This is a genomic window from Streptomyces vulcanius (assembly GCF_042653945.1).
GTDB classification, from domain to species: domain Bacteria; phylum Actinomycetota; class Actinomycetes; order Streptomycetales; family Streptomycetaceae; genus Streptomyces; species Streptomyces mangrovi.
The window spans coordinates 91,749-111,533 of the sequence record NZ_JBHSFK010000022.1 but is presented as its reverse complement, the minus strand read 5'-3'; the positions used below and the strand labels follow the sequence as shown (position 1 = coordinate 111,533).

Sequence of the window (19,785 nt, the reverse complement as noted above, 5' to 3'; positions counted from 1 at the left end):
TGGCTCGGTTCAGCGCAGGCGGGACGACGACAGGATCGACAGCAGGTGGGCCGGGACCATCAGCCAGGTGATGACGGCGATGGCGGCCAGCGCCCAGCGGGTCGGTCCGACACCGCCGCTCGCCGCGTCCGCGACGGCGACGACCAGCAGGACCAGGGAGGCCTCGATGCCGTTGGTCACCCGGTGGATCTTGAAGGCGGCGGCCAGCCGGCGGACCGAGGCGACACCCTGCGAGCGGGGTGCGGCGGCCTCGTCGTCGGCGACGGCGAGACCGCGCCGGGCCCGGGCCACGTCCACCAGATCGGTCGACGCCTTCAGCAGGACGACACCCAGGGCGGTCGCAAGGCCCAGCGACACCCAGCCGTTGAAACCGTGCCAGTTCCCGAGCCCGGAGTCGGCGGCCCGGAACCCGAAGCCGGTCATCAGGGCCGCGTCGGCCAGATAGGCGCCGAGCCGGTCGACGTAGATGCCGGTCGCGCTGTTCTGCCCCTTCCAGCGGGCCACTTCGCCGTCCACGCAGTCGAAGAGCAGGAACAACTGCATGAACAGCGCGGCGAGGACGGCACCGGCCAGGCCCGGGATCAGCAGGGCCGCGCCGGACAGCACCCCGCACGCCACCATCGTCCACGTCAGCTGGTCCGGGGTGACCGGGGTACGCACGAGCTGCCGGGTGAACCGCAGCGAGACCCGGCGCATGTACAGCCGCCCCGCCCAGTGTTCGCCGTTGCGGCTCGCCAGCTTGGCCTGCGGCTGGCAGACCTCCCGCAGCTCCTCCAGCACCGGAGCAGCACCCATGCCCGTTCCTCCAACTGCCGCCCGCACGGCGGCGATCGGCACAGGCTACCCGCAGGTCCGCGGGACTCGTCGGCCGGCTCATCGGCCGTTTCTGCGCCGCAGCCAGGTGCGGTAGCGGCGGAGGGAGCGCTGTCGGCCGACGTAGTCGCGCAGGAACGCGAGCATCGGGTTCACTCCGGGGTTCGTCGGGCGGTCGCGCGCGATGCGGTGCAGCTGGTACCTGACCCGGGACATGCCGATGGCGGAGGCCATGACCTTGTCCTTGACGCGGACCGGCGGCAGGACGACCCGGGTGTCGGCTCCCGCGCGCCACCGGTTGGGGAGGTCGGGATCGACGCCGAGGGCGCTGCCCATGCCGACGACGGCGACGCCCCCGGCCAGCACCTCCTCCGCGACCGGGCGTCTGACGATCCCGCCCGTCAGCATGAGGGGAAGGGGGCTGGCCGCGGCGAGTTCCTCGGCGAGGGTGAGGAAATACGCCTCGCGGGCCCGGGTGGGGGCGTCGGCGGGGAGTCCGGACATGGCGGGGCTCTCGTAGCTGCCGCCGGACAGCTCGACGAGGTCGACGCCGAGCGGGGCGAGCATGCCGATCACGGCCCCGGCGTCCGACGCGTCGAACCCGCCGCGCTGGAAGTCGGCCGAGTTCAGCTTCACGGCCACGGCGAACGACGGGCCGACCGTGTTCCTGACGGCCCGCACGACGTCGGTCAGGAGACGCGCCCGATTCGGCAGGGAGCCTCCCCACTCGTCGGTGCGCCGGTTGGTCAGGGGGGAGAGGAACTGTGAGATCAGATAGCCGTGGGCGGCGTGCACCTCGACGCCGTCGAAGCCGGCCAGTTCGGCGCGGCGGGCCGTCTCCGCGAAGCGCGCGACGGTGGCCCGGATCTGCTCGGCGGTCATCTCCGTGGGCTGGGCGAGGTGCCTGCTCTGTCTGCCGATGTCGACGCGGACGGCGGACGGCGCCCAGGCGACTCCGGGCATGTCGGCGAAGACCTGGCGCCCGGGGTGGTTGATCTGCATCCAGACCTGGGATCCGCCCCGCTTCGAGGCCTCGGCCCACCGTTCGAAGGGCTCGATGGGCGAGTCCGCGTCCAGGACTGTCCCGCCGGGGACGGTCAGCGCGTCGGCGTGGACCATCACATTGCCGGTGATGATCAGCCCGGCTCCGCCCCGGCCCCACCGCTCGTACAGGCGGAGCATCCGGTCCCCGGGCAGCTGGCCGGGCGCGGCCATGCTCTCCTCCATCGCGGCCTTCGCCAGCCGGTTGGGAAGGACCGAACCGCTGGGGAGCTCCAGCGGGGTGAAGAGGCCTTCGTCGCGTCCCGACATGTCACTCGCCGCCGTCGGCCGATGTGACGTGCCAGACGAAGATCTCCGTGCCCGGCTGCCGCTCGGAGAACCGTCCCGCCGGGGAGGCCTCCCGCAGCAGCCGGCGCAGGTCTTCCTCGAAGTCGTCGCGGCGCGTGCCGAACAGGTGCGGGGCCGCGTACGACATCGAGAACGCCCAGGCGACGACGTCGTCGTAGGTGCGCTCCAGCGCCTGTCCGCCCGGTACGACGTACCGCCGCGGGCCGGAGAACCCCGCCCCCGCGAACACCGCCGCCTCCCCGCCGGGCGTCCCCTGCGCCAGCACACCGCGGCCGGCCCTGCGCACCGGACCCAGATACCGCCGGACCAGTTCCTGGACCGCCGTGTGCGGCACGGCGGGGTACGGAAGACCTTCGACGGACGCCGGCGACCGGTCCTCCGCCTTGAGATCGGAAATGTGCACCAGGACCCCGCCGGGCCGCAGCATGCCCCTGACGGTCGCCGCGACCAGCTCCCGGTCCATCCAGTGGAAGGACTGGGCGAAGGTCACGACGTCGAACGTCCCGAGTCCGGCCGGCAGTTCCTCGGCCCGGGCCCGCACCCACCGGGCCTTCCCCGCCACCCCGTCCTCCTCGGCCGCGCGCCCGGCCTCGGCGATCATCCCCTCGTCCGGGTCCACCCCCACGATCTCGCCGAACAGCCGGGCCAGCCCCAGCGCGACGATCCCCGGCCCGCATCCCACGTCCAGGAGCCGCCCCCGCCCGTCCAGCCCCAGCACCTCGGCGAGGACGTCCGCCAGCCCGGGAGCGTACGGAACCCTCCCGCGCCGGTAGTAGGAGGCCGAACCCGCGAACAGCGTCTCGTCCCACTCCCAGCCGACCACCACGTCCGCCCACCGCCCTCACCGATACCCGCGGAAATTTCCGACGACCGATGATGCCAGTCAGTCGAGTACCGCCGTGGCCTCGATCTCGACGAGGTGCTCGGGTACGTCGAGTGCCGCGACGCCCAGCAGGGTGGCCGGCGGGACCGGGTTGACGCCCAGCCGGGCGGTCGCCCGGGAGATGCCCTCCAGGAGTGCGGGCATCTTGTCGGGGGTGCCAGCCGACGACGTGGAAGTTCAGCTTCGCCACGTCGTCGAAGCCGGCGCCGGCCGCGGCGAGGGCGGCGCCGATGTTGACGTAGCACTGCTCGACCTGCGCGGCGAGGTCGTCCTTGCCGACCGTGACCCCGTCGGCGTCCCAGGCGACCTGTCCGGCGACGAAGACCAGCTTCGAGCCGGTCGCGATCGCCACGTGCCGGTAGACGTCGATCTCGGGCAACCCGCCCGGCATGCTGGAGCGCAACGGCGTGGTCGAGCGGACGGTGTACGCCACCGTGCCGCCGAAGGTCGAGTACACCCTCACCGAGCCGGGCCGGGGCCTCCTCGCGACGGTCGACGGAATGTGCGCCTGGACCCGCCGCCACCTCGGCGACATCGAAACGGCCCGCAGCCGCTTCGGCGCGAGCGTTTGAGGGAGGGGACGGGGGCTCAGCCCGCCGTCATCGCGCGCTGGACGCTCTCGTGGAGCAGGGCGCGGCGCTGCTCGTGCAGTTCGGGGGGTTCCTGGGCGGTCGCCGCGTAGACGTTGCTGACCGGTGACCAGGCCATGGACATGGCGATGACCATGGCCATCACGTCGAACGGGTCTCCCTCGCGGACCAGTCCGGCGGCCTGGGCGTCGGCGATGGCGCGCAGTTTGCGGTCGTCGAGGCGGTCGGGGTCGTCGACCAGATGGCCGGCCGGGCGCCGCTCCAGGCGGGCCCAGGTGGCCAGCCGGATGAGGTCGGGGCGGCGGAGGTACTCGTCGTAGAGGCGTACGGCCCAGTCCGCGAGGTCGGTGGCGTCGATCGGGACGACGTTCACGATCCGCTCCAGTGAGCCGAAGAAGATCGCGTCGAAGAGCCCTTCCTTGCTGCCGAAGTAGGCGTAGAGCTGCGCCTTGTTGGTGCGGGCGGCGGCCACGATCCGCTCGACGCGCGCCCCGGCGATCCCGTGCTCGGCGAACTCCTGGGTCGCCACGTCGAGGATGCGCTGGTGCGTCGCGGCTCCACGGGAGGTGAGGGGTGGGTCGGCCATACGCCCACGATACCAAACAGAACAGTTGGTTTGCCTGACGGCCCGTGTGCGCTTACGGTGAATAGACCGAACAGTCTGTCTAGAGGGAGACACGTCATGCGGAGCACCGTTGGCTGGCAGGTGGAAGGTCCGTCCCCGACACTGCGGCGGACCCGGCTGGAACGGCGCGACCTGCGCCCCGACGACCTCGCGGTGCGGGTGGACTACTGCGGTGTCTGCCACACCGATCTGCACGCCGTCGGCGCCCGGCACGGCGAAGCGGGCTCGGCGGGACGGCCCCTGGTGCCGGGGCACGAGTTCACGGGCGTGGTGACCGAGACCGGCCCCGCGGTCACCCGCTTCACCGCCGGCGACCCGGTCGCGGTGGGCAACATCGTCGACTCGTGCGGCGAGTGCGCCATGTGCCGCGCCGGCCAGGAGAACTTCTGCCACGCCTTCCCGACCCTGACCTACGACGGCGTGGACCGGCACGACGGATCGACCACCCTGGGCGGCTACTCCCGCGAGTACGTCGTCCGCGAGGCCTTCGCGTACCCCCTGCCGGCCGGCCTGGACCCGGCCGCCGCCGCTCCGCTGCTCTGCGCCGGGATCACCGTCTGGGAACCGCTGCACGCCCTCGGCGTGGGGAAGGGGACGCGCGTCGCCGTGGCGGGACTGGGCGGCCTGGGCCATCTCGCGGTCAAGATCGCCGTGGCGCTCGGCGCCGACACCACGGTTGTCAGCCGCTCATCCGACAAGGCCGACAACGCCCGCCGGCTCGGCGCCCACGGATTCGTCGTCTCCACCGCCCCCGAGCAGTTGGCCGACGCCCGCGACAGCTTCGACGTCGTCATCGACACCGTCTCCGCGCCGCACGACCTCGGCCCCTACCTCCGCCTGGTCGCCATGGACGGAACGCTCAGCCACCTCGGACACCTCGGACCCGTCACCGTGGAGACCACCGACCTGCTCGTGGGACGCAAGCACCTCAGCTCCGCGGGCAGCGGCGGCAGGCCCGCCACCACCGCCATGCTGGACTTCTGCGCCGAGCACGGCATCACCGCCGACATCGAACTCCTCCCTTCGGCACGCGTGAACGAGGCCCTCGACCGCCTCCGCCGCAACGACGTCCGCCACCGCTTCGTACTCGACCTGTCCGACCTGGACTGAACAGCGAGGTCCGGCAAGGCCGTTGCCGGTCGCGAGGAAGGGGGTCCGCCGAGGGCCCAAGCAGGTGGTGAGGCCTGGGTGGAGTCGCGGCTGGGAGTGCGTTCATCAGTCCCGCGTCTGGTAGCGCGGCTCTCGGATGCTGTCGATGATGCGGGTCCAGTTGTCGCCGCCGTGCCCGTTCTCGATCGCGCGCCGGTAGTGGGACTGCACGGCCAGGGGGAGAGCGAGGTCGAGGCCGAGTGACGTGCTGGTCTCGACGATGTGGTCGGACGTCGCGCCCATCATGGTGACCGTGCTGAGGTCGCCGGGATGCTCGCCGGCGTCCAGCGCGGCGCCGGGGGTCTCTTCGGCGGCCCTCAGGATGGCGCCGATCGAGTCGGCGGAGGAGAGCAACTCCGGCAGGGTTTCCCCGGCCTTCATTCCTGCGGTGCCCAGCATCGCGGTGGCGTGCATCAGTGCGGACAGGGTGGTGAGGAACACCGCGAGCTGGGCTTGATACATCATCTGGGCGAGGCCCGGATCCTCGCCCAGATGCTTTGGCGTGCCGATGGGTGCCAACGCCGCCCGGTGGTTCTCCATCACCTCGTCGGGGCCGCTGTAGTAGACATGGGCCGCCTCCGTGCCGACCATCGGCGCCGGGACCATGACACCACCGGTGAGGAAGGCGGCGCCGTGGCCCGCCGCCCAGGTTGCTGCCTTGCGAGTGCGGTCGGGCGTGTCCGAGCTCAGGTTGACCAGCGTCCGGCCGGCGAGTGATGCGGTGGCGCTGTCGAGGATGTCGTACATCGCCTGGTAGTCGGTGAGGCTGAGGATCACGAGGTCACTCGCTTCGACCGCCTTGCCAGGTGTTGCCGCGAGCGTTGCTCCGTCGGCGACGACGCCGTCGGCCCGGCCGGCGGTGCGGTTCCAGACGGTGACCGGGTGGCCTGCGGTGAGGAGGGTGCGGGTCATCGCCTGGCCCATCGGGCCAAGCCCGATCACGGTGACAGCGCTGTCCTGCCTGGTGGTGTGGTTCTGCTGTTCGTTCACCCCTCCATGCTCGGAGAGCGCCACTACTCTCGGAAGTACCCACTATTTTCTGGGGTACTTACCTTTTCGTAAGGAGTTCAGTGATGGCCAAGAGGCCGAGGTGCGGGCCTTACATCTGTGGCATCGACGCTGCGCTCGACGTGGTGAGCGGCAAGTGGAAGGGACTGATCCTCTGGGAACTTGACGCCCATCGCGTACGCCGCTTCGCCGAGCTCCGTCGCGGTCTGCCTGGAGTGAGCGAGAAGATGCTGACTCAGCACCTGCGTGAGATGGAGGCAGACGGACTCGTGCACCGGGAGGTCTATGCCCAGGTGCCGCCACGGGTGGAGTACTCCCTGACTGAGCACGGGCGCACGCTCAATCAAGCGCTCGGGCCGCTCGGCGCCTGGGGGAGTGGACGGATGCGTCGCGAAGGCTTCGAAGTGGTCGACGCAGCCGAGACCTAGGAGTTGTCCGCGTTGCTTGAGTTCTATGCCGGTCACAGCGGGCACACCGTGGCCGAACAGCGGCTGCGTGACGACGCCGAGACGCGGTACGTCGACGACATCCTGCGGATCGTCGTCGAGCGGGACGACGCCCCGCTCGACAGGCGGCGGGAGCCCGACGACCGGTTCGTCGGGGTCTGCTGGCTGCTGGCCGACGCGCAGCTCACCGACCCGGACGCCGCCGCGCACTGGACGGGGGACTCCGACCCCATGGACGTACCCCGCGACCGCTTCCTCGTCGCGGGCCGGGCCTGGCGGGCGATCCGTGAGGAAGGGGCCGATCCCCGGACCTTCGGGCTGCATCCGCCGGAGGAGGGGCCGCTGTGGGGCGAGCGGTTCGTGGCGGGGAACGTCCGGCTCGACCTCGCCGCGCTGAACAAGGTCGAGACGCTGCTGTGGGACGTGTGGGGAGCGGACGAGGGCGAGTTCGGCGAGCCTCTCCCGGAGGCCGTCCGCGCGCTCTACGACCGTGCCGCGCGGGTGACGGCCGACGAGGTGCCGTTCGGCGCCGTCCGCGTGCTCTTCGCCGAGGAGGACGGACTGCGCACCCCGCGGACCGTCCTCTGCCCGGCCCCCTTCAACGGCCCGAGTCGTGTCACGCTGCGCTGAGTCACGCCGCGTTGGTGTTCGTCCCGTGGGCCGGGGTTCTCGTGCCCCGGACCACCCGGTGCGCGCAGGCCGCCGCCAGTAGTTCGCCCAGGAGGTCCGGGTCGTCGATCTCCAGGCCCAGGAGGGACTCGATGCGTTCCAGTCGCTGGTAGAGGGACTGGCGGCCGATGTGGAGGAGGGCGGCCGTGCGGGTGGGGGAGCAGCCGTGGCGGAGGTGGACCTCAAGGGTGCGGACGAGGTCGCTGGAGTGGGCCGCCTCCCACTCCAGGAGGGGGCCCAGGGCGTGCTGGACCATGCCCGCGAGACGGTCGCGGTTGGCGTCCACCCCGCCCCGGGTCAGCTCCCGCTCCAGGGCGAAGGCGCGGGAGGAGGTCACCAGTGGGCCGTCGGGGGCGGACGGCTCGGCCGGCGGGACGGTCAGCGCCAGTTCCAGCGTGGTCCGGGCCGCCCGCAGCGTCTCGCTCCAGCGCAGCCAGCCGCCTCCGGCCGCGACCGGGTGTCCGACGGCGACCGTCAGCCCGGGTTCGGCGGCGGACCGGAAGGCCTCCTGGACCGCGCGCACCGGATCACCGGCCCGGCTGCCCGACGGCAGCGCGAGGAGGGCGAGCACGTCCCCCGGGAACGCGGCCCGCAGCACCCCGCCCCCGCCCAGCAGCCGTACGGCACGGTCGACGCAGCCGGTGTCGCGCGCGCCGTGCGCGGAGACGCCGATCAGGCGCGCCCCCGGCCCCGGATGGAAATCGGCGAGCGCCGCCCGCGCCTCCACCTCCGGCTGGTTCAGCGCGGCCCGGTCGGCGAGGTCGGCCAGCAGTGCCGCGGTGTGGTCGTCGCTCCAAGGGCCCCAGGAACCCCAGGGGCGGGCACGGCCCGACAGCCCCCGCGCCACGATCGCCCGGTTGGCCGCCTCGGTGATCCGTACGAAGGGCACCACCCGGTGCATGGCCAGCAGCGGCAGATCGCGCCGGCGTGCCTCGTCGACGACCTCCTCCGGCATGCTCGGCAGGGAGCGCCCGACCTCCACCGCGAGCCCGGCGGCGCCCCGCGCGGCCAGTTCCCGCACGTACCGGCGCCGGACCTCGTCGTCGGCGTCCGTCAGCCCGAAGCCGTTGGTGAGCAGCAGCTCTCCGCCGTCGAGGAAGTTGGCGCCCTCGTAGACCTCGCTGGAGTGGACCCAGCGCACGGGACGGTCGAGTCCGCCCGCGCCGGCGAGCAGCTCGGGCTCGGCGGCCCGGACCGGGTCGAGGGCCAGGACTTCGCGGAGGGTGAGTGCGGGCACGGGGACCTCCAACGTGCTGACAGAACGTCCGGCTGCTGGCTCCCGGGAGAGTACTTTCCGCACGTTGCCCTGGTGTTTCGGCCACAGCAGAGTGGAGTCATGGACCTTATGGATCAGGCGACGGCGCGTGAGTGGCTGGCAGCCGCCGTGGACGAGGCCCGTACCGGGCTCGCCGAGGGCGGTATCCCGATCGGCGCCGCGCTCTACGGCGCCGACGGCACGCTGCTCGGCCGTGGCCACAACCGGCGCGTCCAGGACGGCGACCCCTCCACACACGCGGAGACGGCCGCCTTCCGGGCCGCCGGGCGGCAGCGTTCGTACCGTGGCACGACGATGGTCACGACCCTCTCGCCGTGCTGGTACTGCTCCGGTCTGGTCCGCCAGTTCGGTATCTCCCGGGTGATCGTCGGCGAGGCCGTCACCTTCCACGGCGGACACGACTGGCTGGCGGAGCACGGCGTGCGGATCGTGCTCCTGGACGACCCCGAGTGCGTCGCGATGATGAGCGACTTCATCGAGAAGAACCCGGCTCTGTGGAACGAGGACATCGGTGAGTAAGCCACGAATTCCCACGATCGACCTCACGCCCTGGCGCGACGGTGACGCCGAGGTCCGTGCCGCCATCGCGCGTACGGTCGACGACGCCCTCCAGACCGCCGGTTTCCTGCTGGTCACCGGGCATGGTGTGGACCCCGCCCTGCGCTCGCGCATCCGGGAGGCCGCCCGTGCCTTCTTCGCGCTGCCCGTGGACGTCAAGCTGCCGTACGCCGTGAAGGTCGGCGGGCGGGGCTGGCTGGGGCCGGGAGCGGAGGCGAACGGCTACTCGGAGGGTACGGAGACGCCCCCGGACCTGAAGGAGTCCCTCACCTTCGCCACGCACGACCCCTTCGACGACCCGGTGATCAACGCGGAGTGGTACGCCCCGAACGTCTGGCCGGCGGAGGTGCCGGAGCTGGAGGCCCTCTGCGCGCAGTACCTGGACCGGATGGGCGAGCTGGAGAAGCAGCTGCTCTCGCTGCTGGGGGAGGCCCTCGGTCTGGAACCGGACCTCTTCTCCCGCCACATGGACCACCCCACCTACGGCTTCAACATCAACTGGTATCCGGGGACGGAGGTCGTCGGCCAGCCGGAGCCCGGCCAGTTCCGCATCGGCCCGCACACCGACTTCGGTACGGTGACGATCCTCGACCGGCAGGCGGGCAAGGGGGGCCTCCAGGTCTGGACGGACGAGGGCGGCTGGGAGGACGCGCCCTTCGACCCGGACGCCTTCACCATCAACATCGGTGACCTGATGGCCCGTTGGACCGGCGACCGCTGGCGCTCCGGCCGCCACCGGGTCCTCCCGCCCCCGGCCGACGAGCCCGCCGAGGAGCTGATGTCCCTCGTCTACTTCGGCGAGTGCACCCCGGGCACGCTCGTGGAGTCCGTCCCGGCCCCGGTGGGGCGGGTGGCGTACGAACCCGTGGACTCGCATGTGTACCTGCGGGAGAAGCTGGACTCGATCACGGTCGACTGACCGATCCCGGCCGGCCGGGTCTTGCTTATGCGAGTAAAGGGCCTTTAGTTTACTTAGCATGATGCTGACCCAACGGGAGCGCGAGATCATCGCGTTCCTGCGGCGCGATCCGCTCGCCGGGCCGCAGGCGATCGCGGACGCCATCGGGACCACGCGCTCCGCGGTGAACGTGCACCTGTCGAACCTGGGCAAGAAGGGCGCGATCCTGGGGCGCGGCTACATCCTCCGCCAGGAGAACGCGGTGGTGGTCATCGGCGGCGTGAACCTCGACATCAAGGTCCGCAGCCTCGCGCCCGTCCAGCGCCGTACGAGCAACCCCGGCCGGTCGGTCACCGCCGCCGGCGGGGTCGGCCGCAACATCGCGGAGAACCTGGCGCGGCTGGGCACCCCGACCCACCTCGTCGCGGCCGTCGGACGCGACGCCGCGGGCGAGCGGCTGCTCGACGACACGCGGGCGGCGGGCGTGCGCGTGGACCATGTGCACCGCAGCACGACGCATCCGACCGGCACCTACACCGCCGTCCTCGACGCCGACGGGGACCTGGTGGTGGCCATCTCGGACATGGCGGCCACGGACGCCCTGACGCCCCAGGAACTCCAGCCGGCGCGGGAGCTCGTCGCGAACGCGAGCCTGCTGGTGCTCGACGGCAACCTCCCGGCGCGCGTGCTGACCTACGCGCTGGACATCGCCCGCGCCGCCGACGTCCCGGCCGTGATCGACCCGGTGAGCGCGCCCAAGGCCGCCCTCCTCGCCCCGCTGATCGCCCCGGAGCGTCCGGTCTTCGCCCTCACCCCGAACCTGGAGGAGCTGGAGGCGATCACCGGCCGGCCGGTCGGCGCCGGGGACGAGGACGTCGTCGAGGCCGCCGCCGTCCTGCACGAGCGGGGTGTGCGGCACGCCTGGATCCGGCTCGGTGCGCGCGGCAGCCTGCTGAGCACCGCCCACGCCGGCCATACGTTCCTCACCGCGCCGCCCGCCGAGGTCCACGACGTCACGGGCGCCGGCGACGCCATGCTCGCCGCCTTCGTGCACGCCCTGCTGGCGGGCGGCGAGCCGGTCGACGCCGCCCGCTACGGCCACGCCGCCGCCGCGCTGACCGTCGCCGGCACGGCCACCGTGCGCCCGGACCTGACCCCGCGACTCATCGAGGACACCCTCAACGACCCGAGTTGGAGCCAGACATGACCGTCCCGCACCCCAGGCTGACCCTGACCGACGAGGTCCGTGCGGCGCTGCACGACGGCCGTCCCGTCGTCGCCCTCGAGTCGACCATCATCAGCCACGGCATGCCGTATCCGCAGAACGTGGAGATGGCCACGCAGGTCGAGGAGATCGTCCGCGAGGGCGGAGCGGTCCCGGCGACCGTCGCCGTGCTGCACGGCCGGCCCTGCGTCGGTCTGACCCCGGCGCAGCTGGAACTGCTCGCGACCAGCAAGGACGTGACCAAGGCCAGCGTGCGCGACCTGGCGTACGTCATGGCGCGCGGCGGGCACGGCGCGACCACCGTCGCCGCCACCATGCGGCTCGCGGCCCTCGCCGGGATCAGTGTCTTCGTCACCGGCGGCATCGGCGGCGTCCACCGCGGCGCACCGGTGACCTTCGACATCAGCGCGGACCTCACGGAACTCGCCGCGACCGACGTCGCCGTCATCAGCGCCGGTGTGAAGAGCATCCTCGACATCGGGCTCACCCTGGAGACCCTGGAGACGCTGGGCGTGCCCGTGCTCGGTTACGGCACCGACGACTTCCCCGCGTTCTACTCGCGCAGCAGCGGCTTCCCTTCCCCCATGCGGGTCGACTCGGCACGCGAGATCGCCGCCGTCATGCACGCCCGCTGGGACCTGGGCATCTCCGGTGGTGTCAGCGTCGCCAACCCCGTCCCCGAGGCGGACGAGATCCCGGCGTCCCGGATGGACGGCATCATCGAACAGGCCCTCGACGAGATGGAGAAGGCGGGGATCTCGGGCAAGGCGGCCACACCGTATCTGCTGGGCCGCATCGTCGAACTCACCGACGGAGCGAGCCTGCGGACCAACATCGCCCTGGTCAAGAACAACGCCCGCCTCGGCGCACGGATCGCCACCGAGTACGCGGGCTGCTCCACTACTCCGTGAGCGAGTATGCCCACGCTGTCGCAAGCGGCCGTGAAGTGGAAGATTGAGCAGCAGGTCGGTGAGTTCGGTCGGCATGGTGATCATGCAGTCGTGGCCGGTCGCCAGCTCCCAGACCGTCGCCGTCGCGGGAACCGGCCGCAGGGTGAACCCTTCCGGCGCCGCGCCCACGCAGTGGATGTGCGTGCGCGGGATCGTGCGCACGGCCGGGTTGTCCAGCCGGACCGGTTGCTGCAGGCACCGCACCGGCTGATCCGACAGCATGCCGCGCAGCCAGGCGGCGTCCGCCGGGTCGGTGACCCCGAACAGGCCGAAGGGCGGCGGCATCTCGGGAAGCGGCGGCACCCGCCACGTGCCGGACTTCACGGCGAGGTCGATCAGGACCTGGGTCGCCGGCAGGATGTCGGCCGCGGTCTCACCGTCCTCCGGGACCATCGCGTCGAGGTAGACCAGCTGCGCGATCCGGTCCGGGACCTGGTTGGCCGCGGACGAGATGACCAGCCCGGCGTAGCTGTGTCCGACGAGGACCACCTCGGTGAGGTCCTCCTCGACGATCAGCCGGACGACGTCATCGACGTGCGTGTCGAGTCCGACCTCGGGGCCGAGCAGATGCGCCTGGTCGCCGTAGCCGGTCAGCGACGGCGCGAGTACCCGGTGTCCGGCCGACGTCAGCAGCGGGACCACCCGCTCCCAGCTCTGTCCGCTGTGCCAGGCGCCGTGTACCAGCAGGTATGTTGACGTGAGGGGCAAGCGGAGTCGTGATGCGGATAGGTGAACTCGCCGTCAGGGCCGGCGTCAGCGTGCGGGCGCTGCGGTACTACGAGGAACAGGCCCTGCTCGCCTCGGAACGCAGCGCCGGCGGCCAGCGGCACTACCCGGAGAGCGCGGTCGACCGGGTCCGGCTGATCCAGCGGCTGTACGCCGCCGGGCTGCCGAGCAGGTCGATCGTGGAGCTGCTGCGGTGCGTGGTGGGCGGCGTGGCCACGCCGGAGCTGCTCGAACGTCTCTCGGCCGAACGGGACCGTATCGACGGCCGGATCGGCGATCTGCTCAGCGCCCGGGACCGGCTCGACACGTTCATCGCCGGCGCGGCCATGAGCGGGCGAACCGGCCTCAGCTGCGGACCGACCCCGGTGACGGGCGAACGCTGACCGTTGGTCGAAGTCCCGTACCGAGTAAGGGATTTCGGCAACCCGTTCGGCGGCTGGGCCTATGCTGGGCGCGCCCAAGCAGTGGAACAGATGTGCGCCAGGAGGCAGTTGTGGCAGCGCTGGAGCCGGACGACCCGCGCTCCGTCGGTGAGTACCGGTTACTGAGCAGGCTGGGCGCGGGCGGTATGGGCCGGGTGTATCTGGGCCGTTCGCCGGGCGGCCGGCTCGTCGCGGTGAAGCTGGTGCACTCGGAACTGGTGCGCCGCCCGGAGTTCCGCTCCCGGTTCCGCCGCGAGGTGCAGGCGGCCCGCTCGGTCAGCGGTGCCTTCACCGCCGCCGTCATCGACGCCGACCCGGACGCCCCCCTGCCCTGGCTGGTGACCAGCTACATCGCCGGGCCCTCGCTGGAGCAGGCGGTCGCCGAGCGGGGGCCGATGTCCACGCCGGCGGTGCTGGCGCTCGCGGCCGGGCTGGCCGAGGCACTGGTGTCGATCCACTCCGTGAACCTGGTCCACCGCGACCTCAAGCCCTCCAACGTGCTGCTCGCCGAGGACGGACCGAGGGTCATCGACTTCGGGATCGTACGGAGCATCGAGGGCGACTCGTTCACCGGGACCGGACTCCTGGCCGGCTCACCGGGGTTCATGTCCCCCGAGCAGGTCGCCGGGGCCACGATCACCCCGGCCAGTGACGTGTTCTGCCTCGGCGCGGTGCTGGCCTTCGCGGCGACCGGCGGCAACCCCTTCGGCGCCGGGCCCACCCCCGCCCTGCTCTACCGCGTGGTGCACGACGAACCCGATGTCGACGCCGTCGCCGACCCCGCCCTGCGCTCGCTCATCTCCGCGTGTCTGGTGAAGGACCCCGCCCACCGGCCCACCCCGCGTCAGATCCTCGCCCATGTCGGCCCGGCAGCCGGGGAGGCCGTCTCCGCCGCCGGAGGGCGTACGGCGGTCGGCGCCCCGCAGTTCGCGACTCATCCGCCCACGCGGGCCATGCCGGCGGAGATCCGGGAGTACCCGCGCACCCAGGTGCTGCCGGCGACGCACCCGGCCACCCGGCTGGACACCCCGGTCGGCCGCCCCCTGACCCACCAGCCGACCGGCCCGGGCGACTCGCTCTCCCCCTCCGGACACCGAGACGGCCGCAGCCGCCGTGCCTTCCTGCTCGCCGGAGCGGGTGCCGTCGCGGCGCTGGGCGTCGGCGCGGGAGTCTGGTTCACCCGTTCCGACGCCGGGACCACCAGCGCGGACCCCTCCCCCTCCCCCTCCCCTTCCCCCGTCGAGGTCCCCCAGCCCGTAGGACTCTGGCCCCTCGACGAGACGTCCGGCGAGGCCGCCCGGGACACCCTCGGCGGCAACGCCGGCACCGCGACCGGCGTCCAGTGGCTGGACGGGGCCGCGGTGTTCGACGGCAGGAGCAGCCAGATCGTCACGCAGGGACCGGCGGTCGACACCAGCGAGGGCCGCAGCTTCTCCGTGTCGGCGTGGGTGCGGCTGAGCACGATCCCGGACACCTTCGCCACCGCCGTCAGCCAGGAAGCCGACACCAACAGCTGCTTCTACCTCCAGTACTCCGGCGACGAGCGACAGTGGGCCTTCGCCGGTGCCAGCCGGCGCGCGGTGGCCCCTACCGCCCCCGTGGCAGGCGTCTGGACCCACCTCGCCGGTGTGTTCGACGGCCCCGGCCGCCGGCTCCGCGTCTACGTCGACGGCGTCCAGGAGTCGACCCTGGTCGACACCGGCACGACCGCCATCGGCGGCCCCCTGGTGATCGGCCGGGCCAAGTACAACGGCGGCCCCGCCGACTGGTTCCCCGGCGCCGTCAGAGATGTCCGGGTCTTCGACAAGGCCCTGACCACCGCCCAGATCAAGTCCCTGAAGTAGGCCCCGGCTTCGCGGCCGTACGCCGGCGCAGCGCCGCGTACACCCCCGCGCTCACCAGGAACCCCACCAGTGGGGTGATGTCGCCGAAGGACGGCCAGTGGTCGGGGACGTAGCCCACGTACTTCTCCTGGTTGGAGAAGAGCGGGACCGACACCACCACACCGGTCAACAGGGCTGCCAGGCCCGGCCAGTTGGTGTACGCGCGGTCGGTCAGGGCCGCGTCCGTCGCCGGGTCGGGGGACCGGAGGAGACGGTCGGTCAGCACCACGCCCAGCCAGGGCGCCACCCAGTACGCGATGACGAGGAGGAACGCCTCGTACGCCGAACCCGCGTCCGACAGGGACGCCCACGCCGCCGCCGTGCCCGCCACGCCCGAGACCACCACCAGCGTGCTGCGGCTCAGCCAGGCGGGGAGGTCGAGGCCGAGGGCGGTGAGGGAGATCGCGCCGGAGTAGACGTTCAGGGCGTTCGCGGAGATCGCGCCGAGGATGATCGCGAGAAGGACCAGGTTGCCCAGCCAGCCGGGGAGATGGCCGGTGAAGGCGGCTGTCGGGGTGGCGCTCTGCGGGGCGGCGATCGTCGCCGAGGCCGCGCCGATGACGGAGACGACGGCCACGGAGAGGAACAGGCCGAGGGCCGGGTAGAGCGCCGTGCGGAAGCGGTTCGCGGTGCGGGGGAGATAGCGGGAGTAGTCGGCGGCGTACGGGTTCCAGCCCGCGGCGTAGCCCCAGGCCGCGCTCGTGGCGAGGAGGAAGCCGCCGATGCCGCCGCCGGAGCCGCCCCCGCCGAGGTCGGCGTGGTCGAAGGTCCAGACGCCGGCGAGGAGGAAGACGACGGCCAGGGCCGGGAACGCGTACCTCTCGAAGACGTGGACGAAGTTGTGGCCGATGAAGCCGATCAGGATCTCCACCGCCACCACGAGGAGGAGGGAGGGCAGGGGGCGCAGACCCGTGAGCGTGTTGAGCGCGAACGCCGCGCTCACGCTGTTCACCGCGAACCAGCCGACGCCCGCGACCAGTCCGTTCGCGGCGGACGGCAGGATGTTGCCCCGGAAGCCGAAGGAGAGCCGGCCGATCACCATCTGGGGGACGCCGTAGCGGGGGCCGTCCAGGGAGAGCACGCCCTGCGTGAGCGCGCCGAGGGCGGTGCCCAGGAGCAGGGCCGCCGTCGCCTGCCAGAAGCTCAGGCCGAAGAAGAGGACCGAGATCACGCCGATGTAGACCGTCGCGAACTCGATGTTCGGGGAGGCCCAGGTCCACAGCAACTGGAGCGGGGAGCCGTGCCGTTCGGCGTCGGGGATGGGGTCCGCGCCCGCCGTCTCGACGGCGATGACCTTGTCGCCGTATTCGGGGGCGGGTGCGGTGGCGGAGCCGGCCGGTGCAGTCGTCATGCGTCGTAAGTGTCCGGCCCGCCCCGGCCCCGGCCCAGAGGCGCACTGCCCGTTTCGGGAGGCTCGGGGACGTACAACCTGTAGGGCTGGTCAGCCGTCTTTGGGGTCCTCGCCGGACTCGCGGCGCTTCAACTCCTCCTCGCGGCGGCGGAGGTCGTCCTCCCAGTCCTTGAGGAGCTGCTCGTCGTCCTTCTCCTTCTCCTCTTTCAAAGACTTGAGGAACTCGGGGTTGTCGTCCGGCGCGACCCACTCCCGGGAGGCCGGGCCGCCCGCCGCGGCCTTGCGCTTCTTGCCCGCGACCAGCCACGCGACCGGACCGACCAGCACCTCGCCGAACAGCAGGATGATGAACACCCACGCCACCTTGGGCAGCCCCCGCACCTCGTCCTCAGGGGTGTTCAGGCAGTCGATGAACGCATAGATCCACAGCGCCAGGACCAGCAGGAACGGCAGATACCTGAGCATGGTGGCGGGTTCCCCCAGGAGACGGTGACGGGACGCGGGGCGGCCCCCGGTGACGGGGTCAGGGTAGCGGGTGGCCGATACTGGGACACATGGCTTACGACGATCTTCGTTCCCTGCTCAGGGCACTGGAACGCGAAGGCGACCTCAAGCGTGTCAAGGCTGAGGTCGATCCGTACCTGGAAGTCGGGGAGATCGTCGACCGGGTGCAGAAGGCACAGGGGCCCGCGCTGCTCTTCGAGAACGTGAAGGGGTCCTCCATGCCCCTCGCGATGAACGTGTTCGGCACCGACCGGCGGCTGCTGAAGGCGCTCGGGCTGAAGTCGTACGGCGAGATCAGCGAGAAGATCGGCGGGCTGCTGCGGCCCGAACTGCCGCACGGGTTCGTGGGCGTGCGCGAGGCGTTCGGGAAGCTCGGCGCGATGACGCATGTACCGCCGAAGAAGGTGAAGTCCGACAACGCGCCCGTGCAGGAAGTCGTCCTCCAGGGCGACGACGTGGACCTCGGCCAGTTGCCCGCCCTCTTCACCTGGCCGCAGGACGGCGGATCCTTCTTCAACCTCGGGCTGACGCACACCAGGGACCCGGAGAGCGGGATCCGCAACCTCGGGCTGTACCGCCTCCAGCGCCACGACCGGCGCACGATCGGGATGCACTGGCAGATCCACAAGGACAGCCGCAACCACTACCAGGTGGCCGCCCGGCGCGGTGAACGCCTCCCGGTCGCCATCGCCTTCGGCTGCCCGCCGGCCGTGACGTACGCCTCCACGGCCCCCCTCCCCGGTGACATCGACGAGTACCTCTTCGCCGGGTTCATCGCGGGCAGGCGGATCGAGATGGTCGACTGCAAGACCGTGCCGTTGCAGGTGCCGGCGCAGGCGGAGGTCGTCCTGGAGGGATGGCTGGAGCCGGGCGAGATGCTCCCGGAGGGCCCCTTCGGCGACCACACCGGCTTCTACACCCCGCAGGAACCCTTCCCGGCCCTGAAGATCGACTGCGTGACGATGCGCCGCCGCCCCCTGCTCCAGTCGATCGTCGTGGGCCGCCCGCCGACGGAGGACGGCCCCCTCGGCCGCGCCACGGAACGCTTCTTCCTCCCCCTGCTCAAGATCATCGTCCCGGATATCGTGGACTACCACCTCCCCGAGGCCGGCGGCTTCCACAACTGCGCGATCGTCGCGATCGACAAGAAGTACCCCAAGCACGCGCAGAAGGTCATGCACGCCGTCTGGGGCGCCCACATGATGTCCCTGACCAAGCTGATCGTGGTCGTCGACTCCGACTGCGACGTCCACGACCTGCACGAGGTCGCCTGGCGGGCCCTCGGCAACACGGACTACGCCCGCGACCTGACGGTCGTGGAGGGCCCGGTCGACCACCTCGACCACGCCTCCTACCAGCAGTTCTGGGGCGGCAAGGCAGGCATCGACGCGACGAGGAAATGGCCCGAGGAGGGCTACACCAGGGACGGCGGCTGGCCGGACATGGTCCTCTCGGACCCGGAAACGGCAGCGACGGTCGACCGCCGCTGGAAGGAGTACGGACTGTGAGTTCCGCTTCCGCAGCGCTTCCGCAACCGGGGCGTACGAAGGCCTTCCTGCGGCTGGTGATGATCGAGCACTCGGTCTTCGCGCTGCCCTTCGCCTACATCGCCGCGCTGACGGCCATGTTCCGGCTGGACGAGAACGTCCACTGGGGCAGGCTGCTCCTCGTCACGATCTGCATGGTGGGGCTGCGTACCTTCGCCATGGCGGTCAACCGGATCATCGACCGGGAGATCGACGCGCGGAACCCGCGTACGGCTCACCGTGAGCTGGTGACCGGTGCGATGTCCGTGCGGCACGCGTGGACCGGCGCGCTGATCGCCGTCGTGATCTTCCTGGGCTCGGCGGCGCTGCTCAACCCGCTGTGCCTGGCGCTGGCCCCCGTCGCCGTCATTCCGATGGTGGTGTACCCCTACGGCAAGCGGTTCACGAACTATCCGCAGGCGATCCTCGGTCTGGCCCAGGCGATGGGTCCGGTCGGGGGCTGGCTGGCGATCACGGGGGAGTGGTCCTGGGACGCCGTCGTCCTGGGCCTCGCCGTCGGCATCTGGATCGGCGGCTTCGACCTGATCTACGCCTGTCAGGACGTCGAGACCGACCGCGAGACCGGTGTCATGTCGGTCCCGGCCCGCTTCGGCATCCCCGCGGCCATCTGGGGCGCCCGTGTCTGTCACGCCCTCACGACGGCGCTGCTGGTCTGGTACGCCCTCGCCACCGGCGCCGGCGCGTTCTTCTGGCTCGGCCTCCTCGTCGTCGCCGGCGCCTTCGTCTACGAGCACACCATCGTCCGCCCCCACGACCTCTCCCGTCTGAACAGGGCGTTCTTCTCCGTCAACGGCTTCATCGGCATCGCCCTGTTCGTGTGCGCCCTGCTCGACCTTCTGGTACGTGGGCTCACCGTGTAGCCACGCGCGTTCACTACGGCCCTCCGGTCCTGAAGACCTCCGCGCTCACCGG

General features: G+C 71.7%; 19 protein-coding genes and 3 pseudogenes. 12 read left to right on the top strand and 10 right to left on the bottom strand.

Annotated features, from left to right (window positions below; all coding sequences use genetic code 11):
* Window positions 1-9 precede the first annotated feature (9 nt).
* The 4 genes and pseudogenes from ACFPIH_RS30580 to ACFPIH_RS30565 all read right to left on the bottom strand — a co-directional run bounded on the left by ACFPIH_RS30580 (window position 10) and on the right by ACFPIH_RS30565 (window position 3,437).
* On the bottom strand, window positions 10-795 hold the full coding sequence (locus tag ACFPIH_RS30580) for a CDP-alcohol phosphatidyltransferase family protein (RefSeq protein ID WP_381179222.1): 786 nt from the start codon (window positions 793-795) through the stop codon (window positions 10-12).
* A gap of 78 nt (window positions 796-873) precedes the next feature.
* Entirely contained in the window at window positions 874-2,124 is a 1,251-nt protein-coding gene (locus ACFPIH_RS30575) for an NADH:flavin oxidoreductase/NADH oxidase family protein (RefSeq protein WP_381179219.1), read from the bottom strand.
* A gap of 1 nt (window position 2,125) precedes the next feature.
* Window positions 2,126-2,989, bottom strand: coding sequence for a class I SAM-dependent methyltransferase (locus ACFPIH_RS30570; protein ID WP_381179216.1), 864 nt, complete (start codon window positions 2,987-2,989; stop codon window positions 2,126-2,128).
* Between the two features lie 57 nt (window positions 2,990-3,046).
* A pseudogene (locus tag ACFPIH_RS30565) lies at window positions 3,047-3,437 on the bottom strand (RidA family protein).
* Between ACFPIH_RS30565 and ACFPIH_RS30560 the strand changes: the two are divergent.
* Window positions 3,436-3,618 (top strand): annotated as a pseudogene (locus tag ACFPIH_RS30560) (winged helix-turn-helix transcriptional regulator); the annotation flags it as partial. The pseudogenes ACFPIH_RS30565 and ACFPIH_RS30560 sit on opposite strands and share 2 nt — an antisense overlap.
* A gap of 16 nt (window positions 3,619-3,634) precedes the next feature.
* Here the strand turns inward: ACFPIH_RS30560 and ACFPIH_RS30555 are convergent.
* Window positions 3,635-4,222: a TetR/AcrR family transcriptional regulator gene (locus ACFPIH_RS30555; protein WP_381179213.1), complete on the bottom strand. Its 588-nt coding sequence runs from the start codon at window positions 4,220-4,222 to the stop codon at window positions 3,635-3,637.
* Window positions 4,223-4,318: 96 nt separating this feature from the next.
* Between ACFPIH_RS30555 and ACFPIH_RS30550 the strand changes: the two genes are divergently transcribed.
* Window positions 4,319-5,371 (top strand): NAD(P)-dependent alcohol dehydrogenase, encoded by a 1,053-nt coding sequence (locus tag ACFPIH_RS30550; RefSeq protein ID WP_381179210.1) that lies wholly within the window; start codon window positions 4,319-4,321, stop codon window positions 5,369-5,371.
* Between the two features lie 105 nt (window positions 5,372-5,476).
* On the opposite strand, the gene ACFPIH_RS30545 is transcribed toward ACFPIH_RS30550, so the two are convergent.
* Window positions 5,477-6,400, bottom strand: coding sequence for an NAD(P)-dependent oxidoreductase (locus tag ACFPIH_RS30545; RefSeq protein WP_381179207.1), 924 nt, complete (start codon window positions 6,398-6,400; stop codon window positions 5,477-5,479).
* An 83-nt stretch (window positions 6,401-6,483) separates the two neighbouring features.
* Between ACFPIH_RS30545 and ACFPIH_RS30540 the strand changes: the two genes are divergently transcribed.
* Both ACFPIH_RS30540 and ACFPIH_RS30535 read left to right on the top strand, forming a co-directional pair.
* Complete coding sequence (locus ACFPIH_RS30540) at window positions 6,484-6,846, top strand: winged helix-turn-helix transcriptional regulator (RefSeq protein WP_381179204.1); 363 nt, start codon at window positions 6,484-6,486, stop codon at window positions 6,844-6,846.
* A gap of 12 nt (window positions 6,847-6,858) precedes the next feature.
* Complete coding sequence (locus ACFPIH_RS30535) at window positions 6,859-7,494, top strand: hypothetical protein (protein WP_381179201.1); 636 nt, start codon at window positions 6,859-6,861, stop codon at window positions 7,492-7,494.
* Between the two features lies 1 nt (window position 7,495).
* Here the strand turns inward: ACFPIH_RS30535 and ACFPIH_RS30530 are convergent, their stop codons facing one another.
* Entirely contained in the window at window positions 7,496-8,770 is a 1,275-nt protein-coding gene (locus ACFPIH_RS30530) for a PucR family transcriptional regulator (protein ID WP_381179198.1), read from the bottom strand.
* A 99-nt stretch (window positions 8,771-8,869) separates the two neighbouring features.
* Here ACFPIH_RS30530 and ACFPIH_RS30525 point away from each other — a divergent pair, with 99 nt between their 5' ends.
* Genes ACFPIH_RS30525 through ACFPIH_RS30510 form a run of 4 tightly spaced genes read left to right on the top strand, consistent with a single transcriptional unit; the run spans window position 8,870 to window position 12,401 of the window.
* The gene (locus ACFPIH_RS30525; RefSeq protein WP_381179195.1) at window positions 8,870-9,328 is read left to right on the top strand and encodes a nucleoside deaminase; all 459 of its coding nucleotides are present in this window, start codon (window positions 8,870-8,872) and stop codon (window positions 9,326-9,328) included.
* Window positions 9,321-10,286: an isopenicillin N synthase family dioxygenase gene (locus tag ACFPIH_RS30520; protein WP_381179192.1), complete on the top strand. Its 966-nt coding sequence runs from the start codon at window positions 9,321-9,323 to the stop codon at window positions 10,284-10,286. The genes ACFPIH_RS30525 and ACFPIH_RS30520 overlap by 8 nt, the downstream gene beginning before the upstream one ends.
* A 58-nt stretch (window positions 10,287-10,344) precedes the next feature.
* Window positions 10,345-11,472 carry a PfkB family carbohydrate kinase gene (locus tag ACFPIH_RS30515; RefSeq protein WP_381179189.1) on the top strand — a complete coding sequence of 376 codons (1,128 nt, stop codon included), beginning with the start codon at window positions 10,345-10,347 and terminating at the stop codon, window positions 11,470-11,472.
* Window positions 11,469-12,401: a pseudouridine-5'-phosphate glycosidase gene (locus ACFPIH_RS30510; protein ID WP_381179186.1), complete on the top strand. Its 933-nt coding sequence runs from the start codon at window positions 11,469-11,471 to the stop codon at window positions 12,399-12,401. The genes ACFPIH_RS30515 and ACFPIH_RS30510 overlap by 4 nt, the downstream gene beginning before the upstream one ends.
* A gap of 39 nt (window positions 12,402-12,440) precedes the next feature.
* Here the strand turns inward: ACFPIH_RS30510 and ACFPIH_RS30505 are convergent.
* Window positions 12,441-13,148: pseudogene (locus ACFPIH_RS30505) on the bottom strand (alpha/beta fold hydrolase); the annotation flags it as partial.
* An 11-nt stretch (window positions 13,149-13,159) separates the two neighbouring features.
* Between ACFPIH_RS30505 and ACFPIH_RS30500 the strand changes: the two are divergent.
* Both ACFPIH_RS30500 and ACFPIH_RS30495 read left to right on the top strand, forming a co-directional pair.
* The gene (locus ACFPIH_RS30500) at window positions 13,160-13,549 is read left to right on the top strand and encodes a MerR family transcriptional regulator (protein ID WP_381179183.1); all 390 of its coding nucleotides are present in this window, start codon (window positions 13,160-13,162) and stop codon (window positions 13,547-13,549) included.
* Window positions 13,550-13,659: 110 nt separating this feature from the next.
* Window positions 13,660-15,432 (top strand): protein kinase domain-containing protein, encoded by a 1,773-nt coding sequence (locus tag ACFPIH_RS30495; protein WP_381179180.1) that lies wholly within the window; start codon window positions 13,660-13,662, stop codon window positions 15,430-15,432.
* Here the strand turns inward: ACFPIH_RS30495 and ACFPIH_RS30490 are convergent.
* Both ACFPIH_RS30490 and ACFPIH_RS30485 read right to left on the bottom strand, forming a co-directional pair.
* Window positions 15,416-16,822 carry a purine-cytosine permease family protein gene (locus tag ACFPIH_RS30490; protein ID WP_381179177.1) on the bottom strand — a complete coding sequence of 469 codons (1,407 nt, stop codon included), beginning with the start codon at window positions 16,820-16,822 and terminating at the stop codon, window positions 15,416-15,418. The genes ACFPIH_RS30495 and ACFPIH_RS30490 overlap by 17 nt on opposite strands.
* 90 nt (window positions 16,823-16,912) lie before the next feature.
* The gene (locus tag ACFPIH_RS30485; protein WP_381179175.1) at window positions 16,913-17,287 is read right to left on the bottom strand and encodes a PLD nuclease N-terminal domain-containing protein; all 375 of its coding nucleotides are present in this window, start codon (window positions 17,285-17,287) and stop codon (window positions 16,913-16,915) included.
* Between the two features lie 89 nt (window positions 17,288-17,376).
* Between ACFPIH_RS30485 and ACFPIH_RS30480 the strand changes: the two genes are divergently transcribed.
* Both ACFPIH_RS30480 and mqnP read left to right on the top strand, forming a co-directional pair.
* Entirely contained in the window at window positions 17,377-18,834 is a 1,458-nt protein-coding gene (locus ACFPIH_RS30480; RefSeq protein ID WP_381179173.1) for a menaquinone biosynthesis decarboxylase, read from the top strand.
* Window positions 18,831-19,733: a menaquinone biosynthesis prenyltransferase MqnP gene (mqnP, locus tag ACFPIH_RS30475; RefSeq protein WP_381179170.1), complete on the top strand. Its 903-nt coding sequence runs from the start codon at window positions 18,831-18,833 to the stop codon at window positions 19,731-19,733. The genes ACFPIH_RS30480 and mqnP overlap by 4 nt, the downstream gene beginning before the upstream one ends.
* Window positions 19,734-19,785: the final 52 nt, after the last annotated feature.

What these genes read in the sequence shown, in the direction of transcription:
- ACFPIH_RS30500 (WP_381179183.1), top strand. Translation starts at nt 13,160, where the DNA reads ATGCGGATAGGTGAACTCGCCGTCAGGGCCGGCGTCAGCGTGCGGGCG.
- ACFPIH_RS30525 (WP_381179195.1), top strand. Translation starts at nt 8,870, where the DNA reads ATGGACCTTATGGATCAGGCGACGGCGCGTGAGTGGCTGGCAGCCGCC.
- ACFPIH_RS30555 (WP_381179213.1), bottom strand. Translation starts at nt 4,222, where the DNA reads ATGGCCGACCCACCCCTCACCTCCCGTGGAGCCGCGACGCACCAGCGC.
- ACFPIH_RS30575 (WP_381179219.1), bottom strand. Translation starts at nt 2,124, where the DNA reads ATGTCGGGACGCGACGAAGGCCTCTTCACCCCGCTGGAGCTCCCCAGC.
- ACFPIH_RS30480 (WP_381179173.1), top strand. Translation starts at nt 17,377, where the DNA reads ATGGCTTACGACGATCTTCGTTCCCTGCTCAGGGCACTGGAACGCGAA.
- ACFPIH_RS30540 (WP_381179204.1), top strand. Translation starts at nt 6,484, where the DNA reads ATGGCCAAGAGGCCGAGGTGCGGGCCTTACATCTGTGGCATCGACGCT.
- ACFPIH_RS30485 (WP_381179175.1), bottom strand. Translation starts at nt 17,287, where the DNA reads ATGCTCAGGTATCTGCCGTTCCTGCTGGTCCTGGCGCTGTGGATCTAT.
- ACFPIH_RS30490 (WP_381179177.1), bottom strand. Translation starts at nt 16,822, where the DNA reads ATGACGACTGCACCGGCCGGCTCCGCCACCGCACCCGCCCCCGAATAC.
- ACFPIH_RS30510 (WP_381179186.1), top strand. Translation starts at nt 11,469, where the DNA reads ATGACCGTCCCGCACCCCAGGCTGACCCTGACCGACGAGGTCCGTGCG.
- ACFPIH_RS30580 (WP_381179222.1), bottom strand. Translation starts at nt 795, where the DNA reads ATGGGTGCTGCTCCGGTGCTGGAGGAGCTGCGGGAGGTCTGCCAGCCG.
- ACFPIH_RS30550 (WP_381179210.1), top strand. Translation starts at nt 4,319, where the DNA reads ATGCGGAGCACCGTTGGCTGGCAGGTGGAAGGTCCGTCCCCGACACTG.
- ACFPIH_RS30515 (WP_381179189.1), top strand. Translation starts at nt 10,345, where the DNA reads ATGATGCTGACCCAACGGGAGCGCGAGATCATCGCGTTCCTGCGGCGC.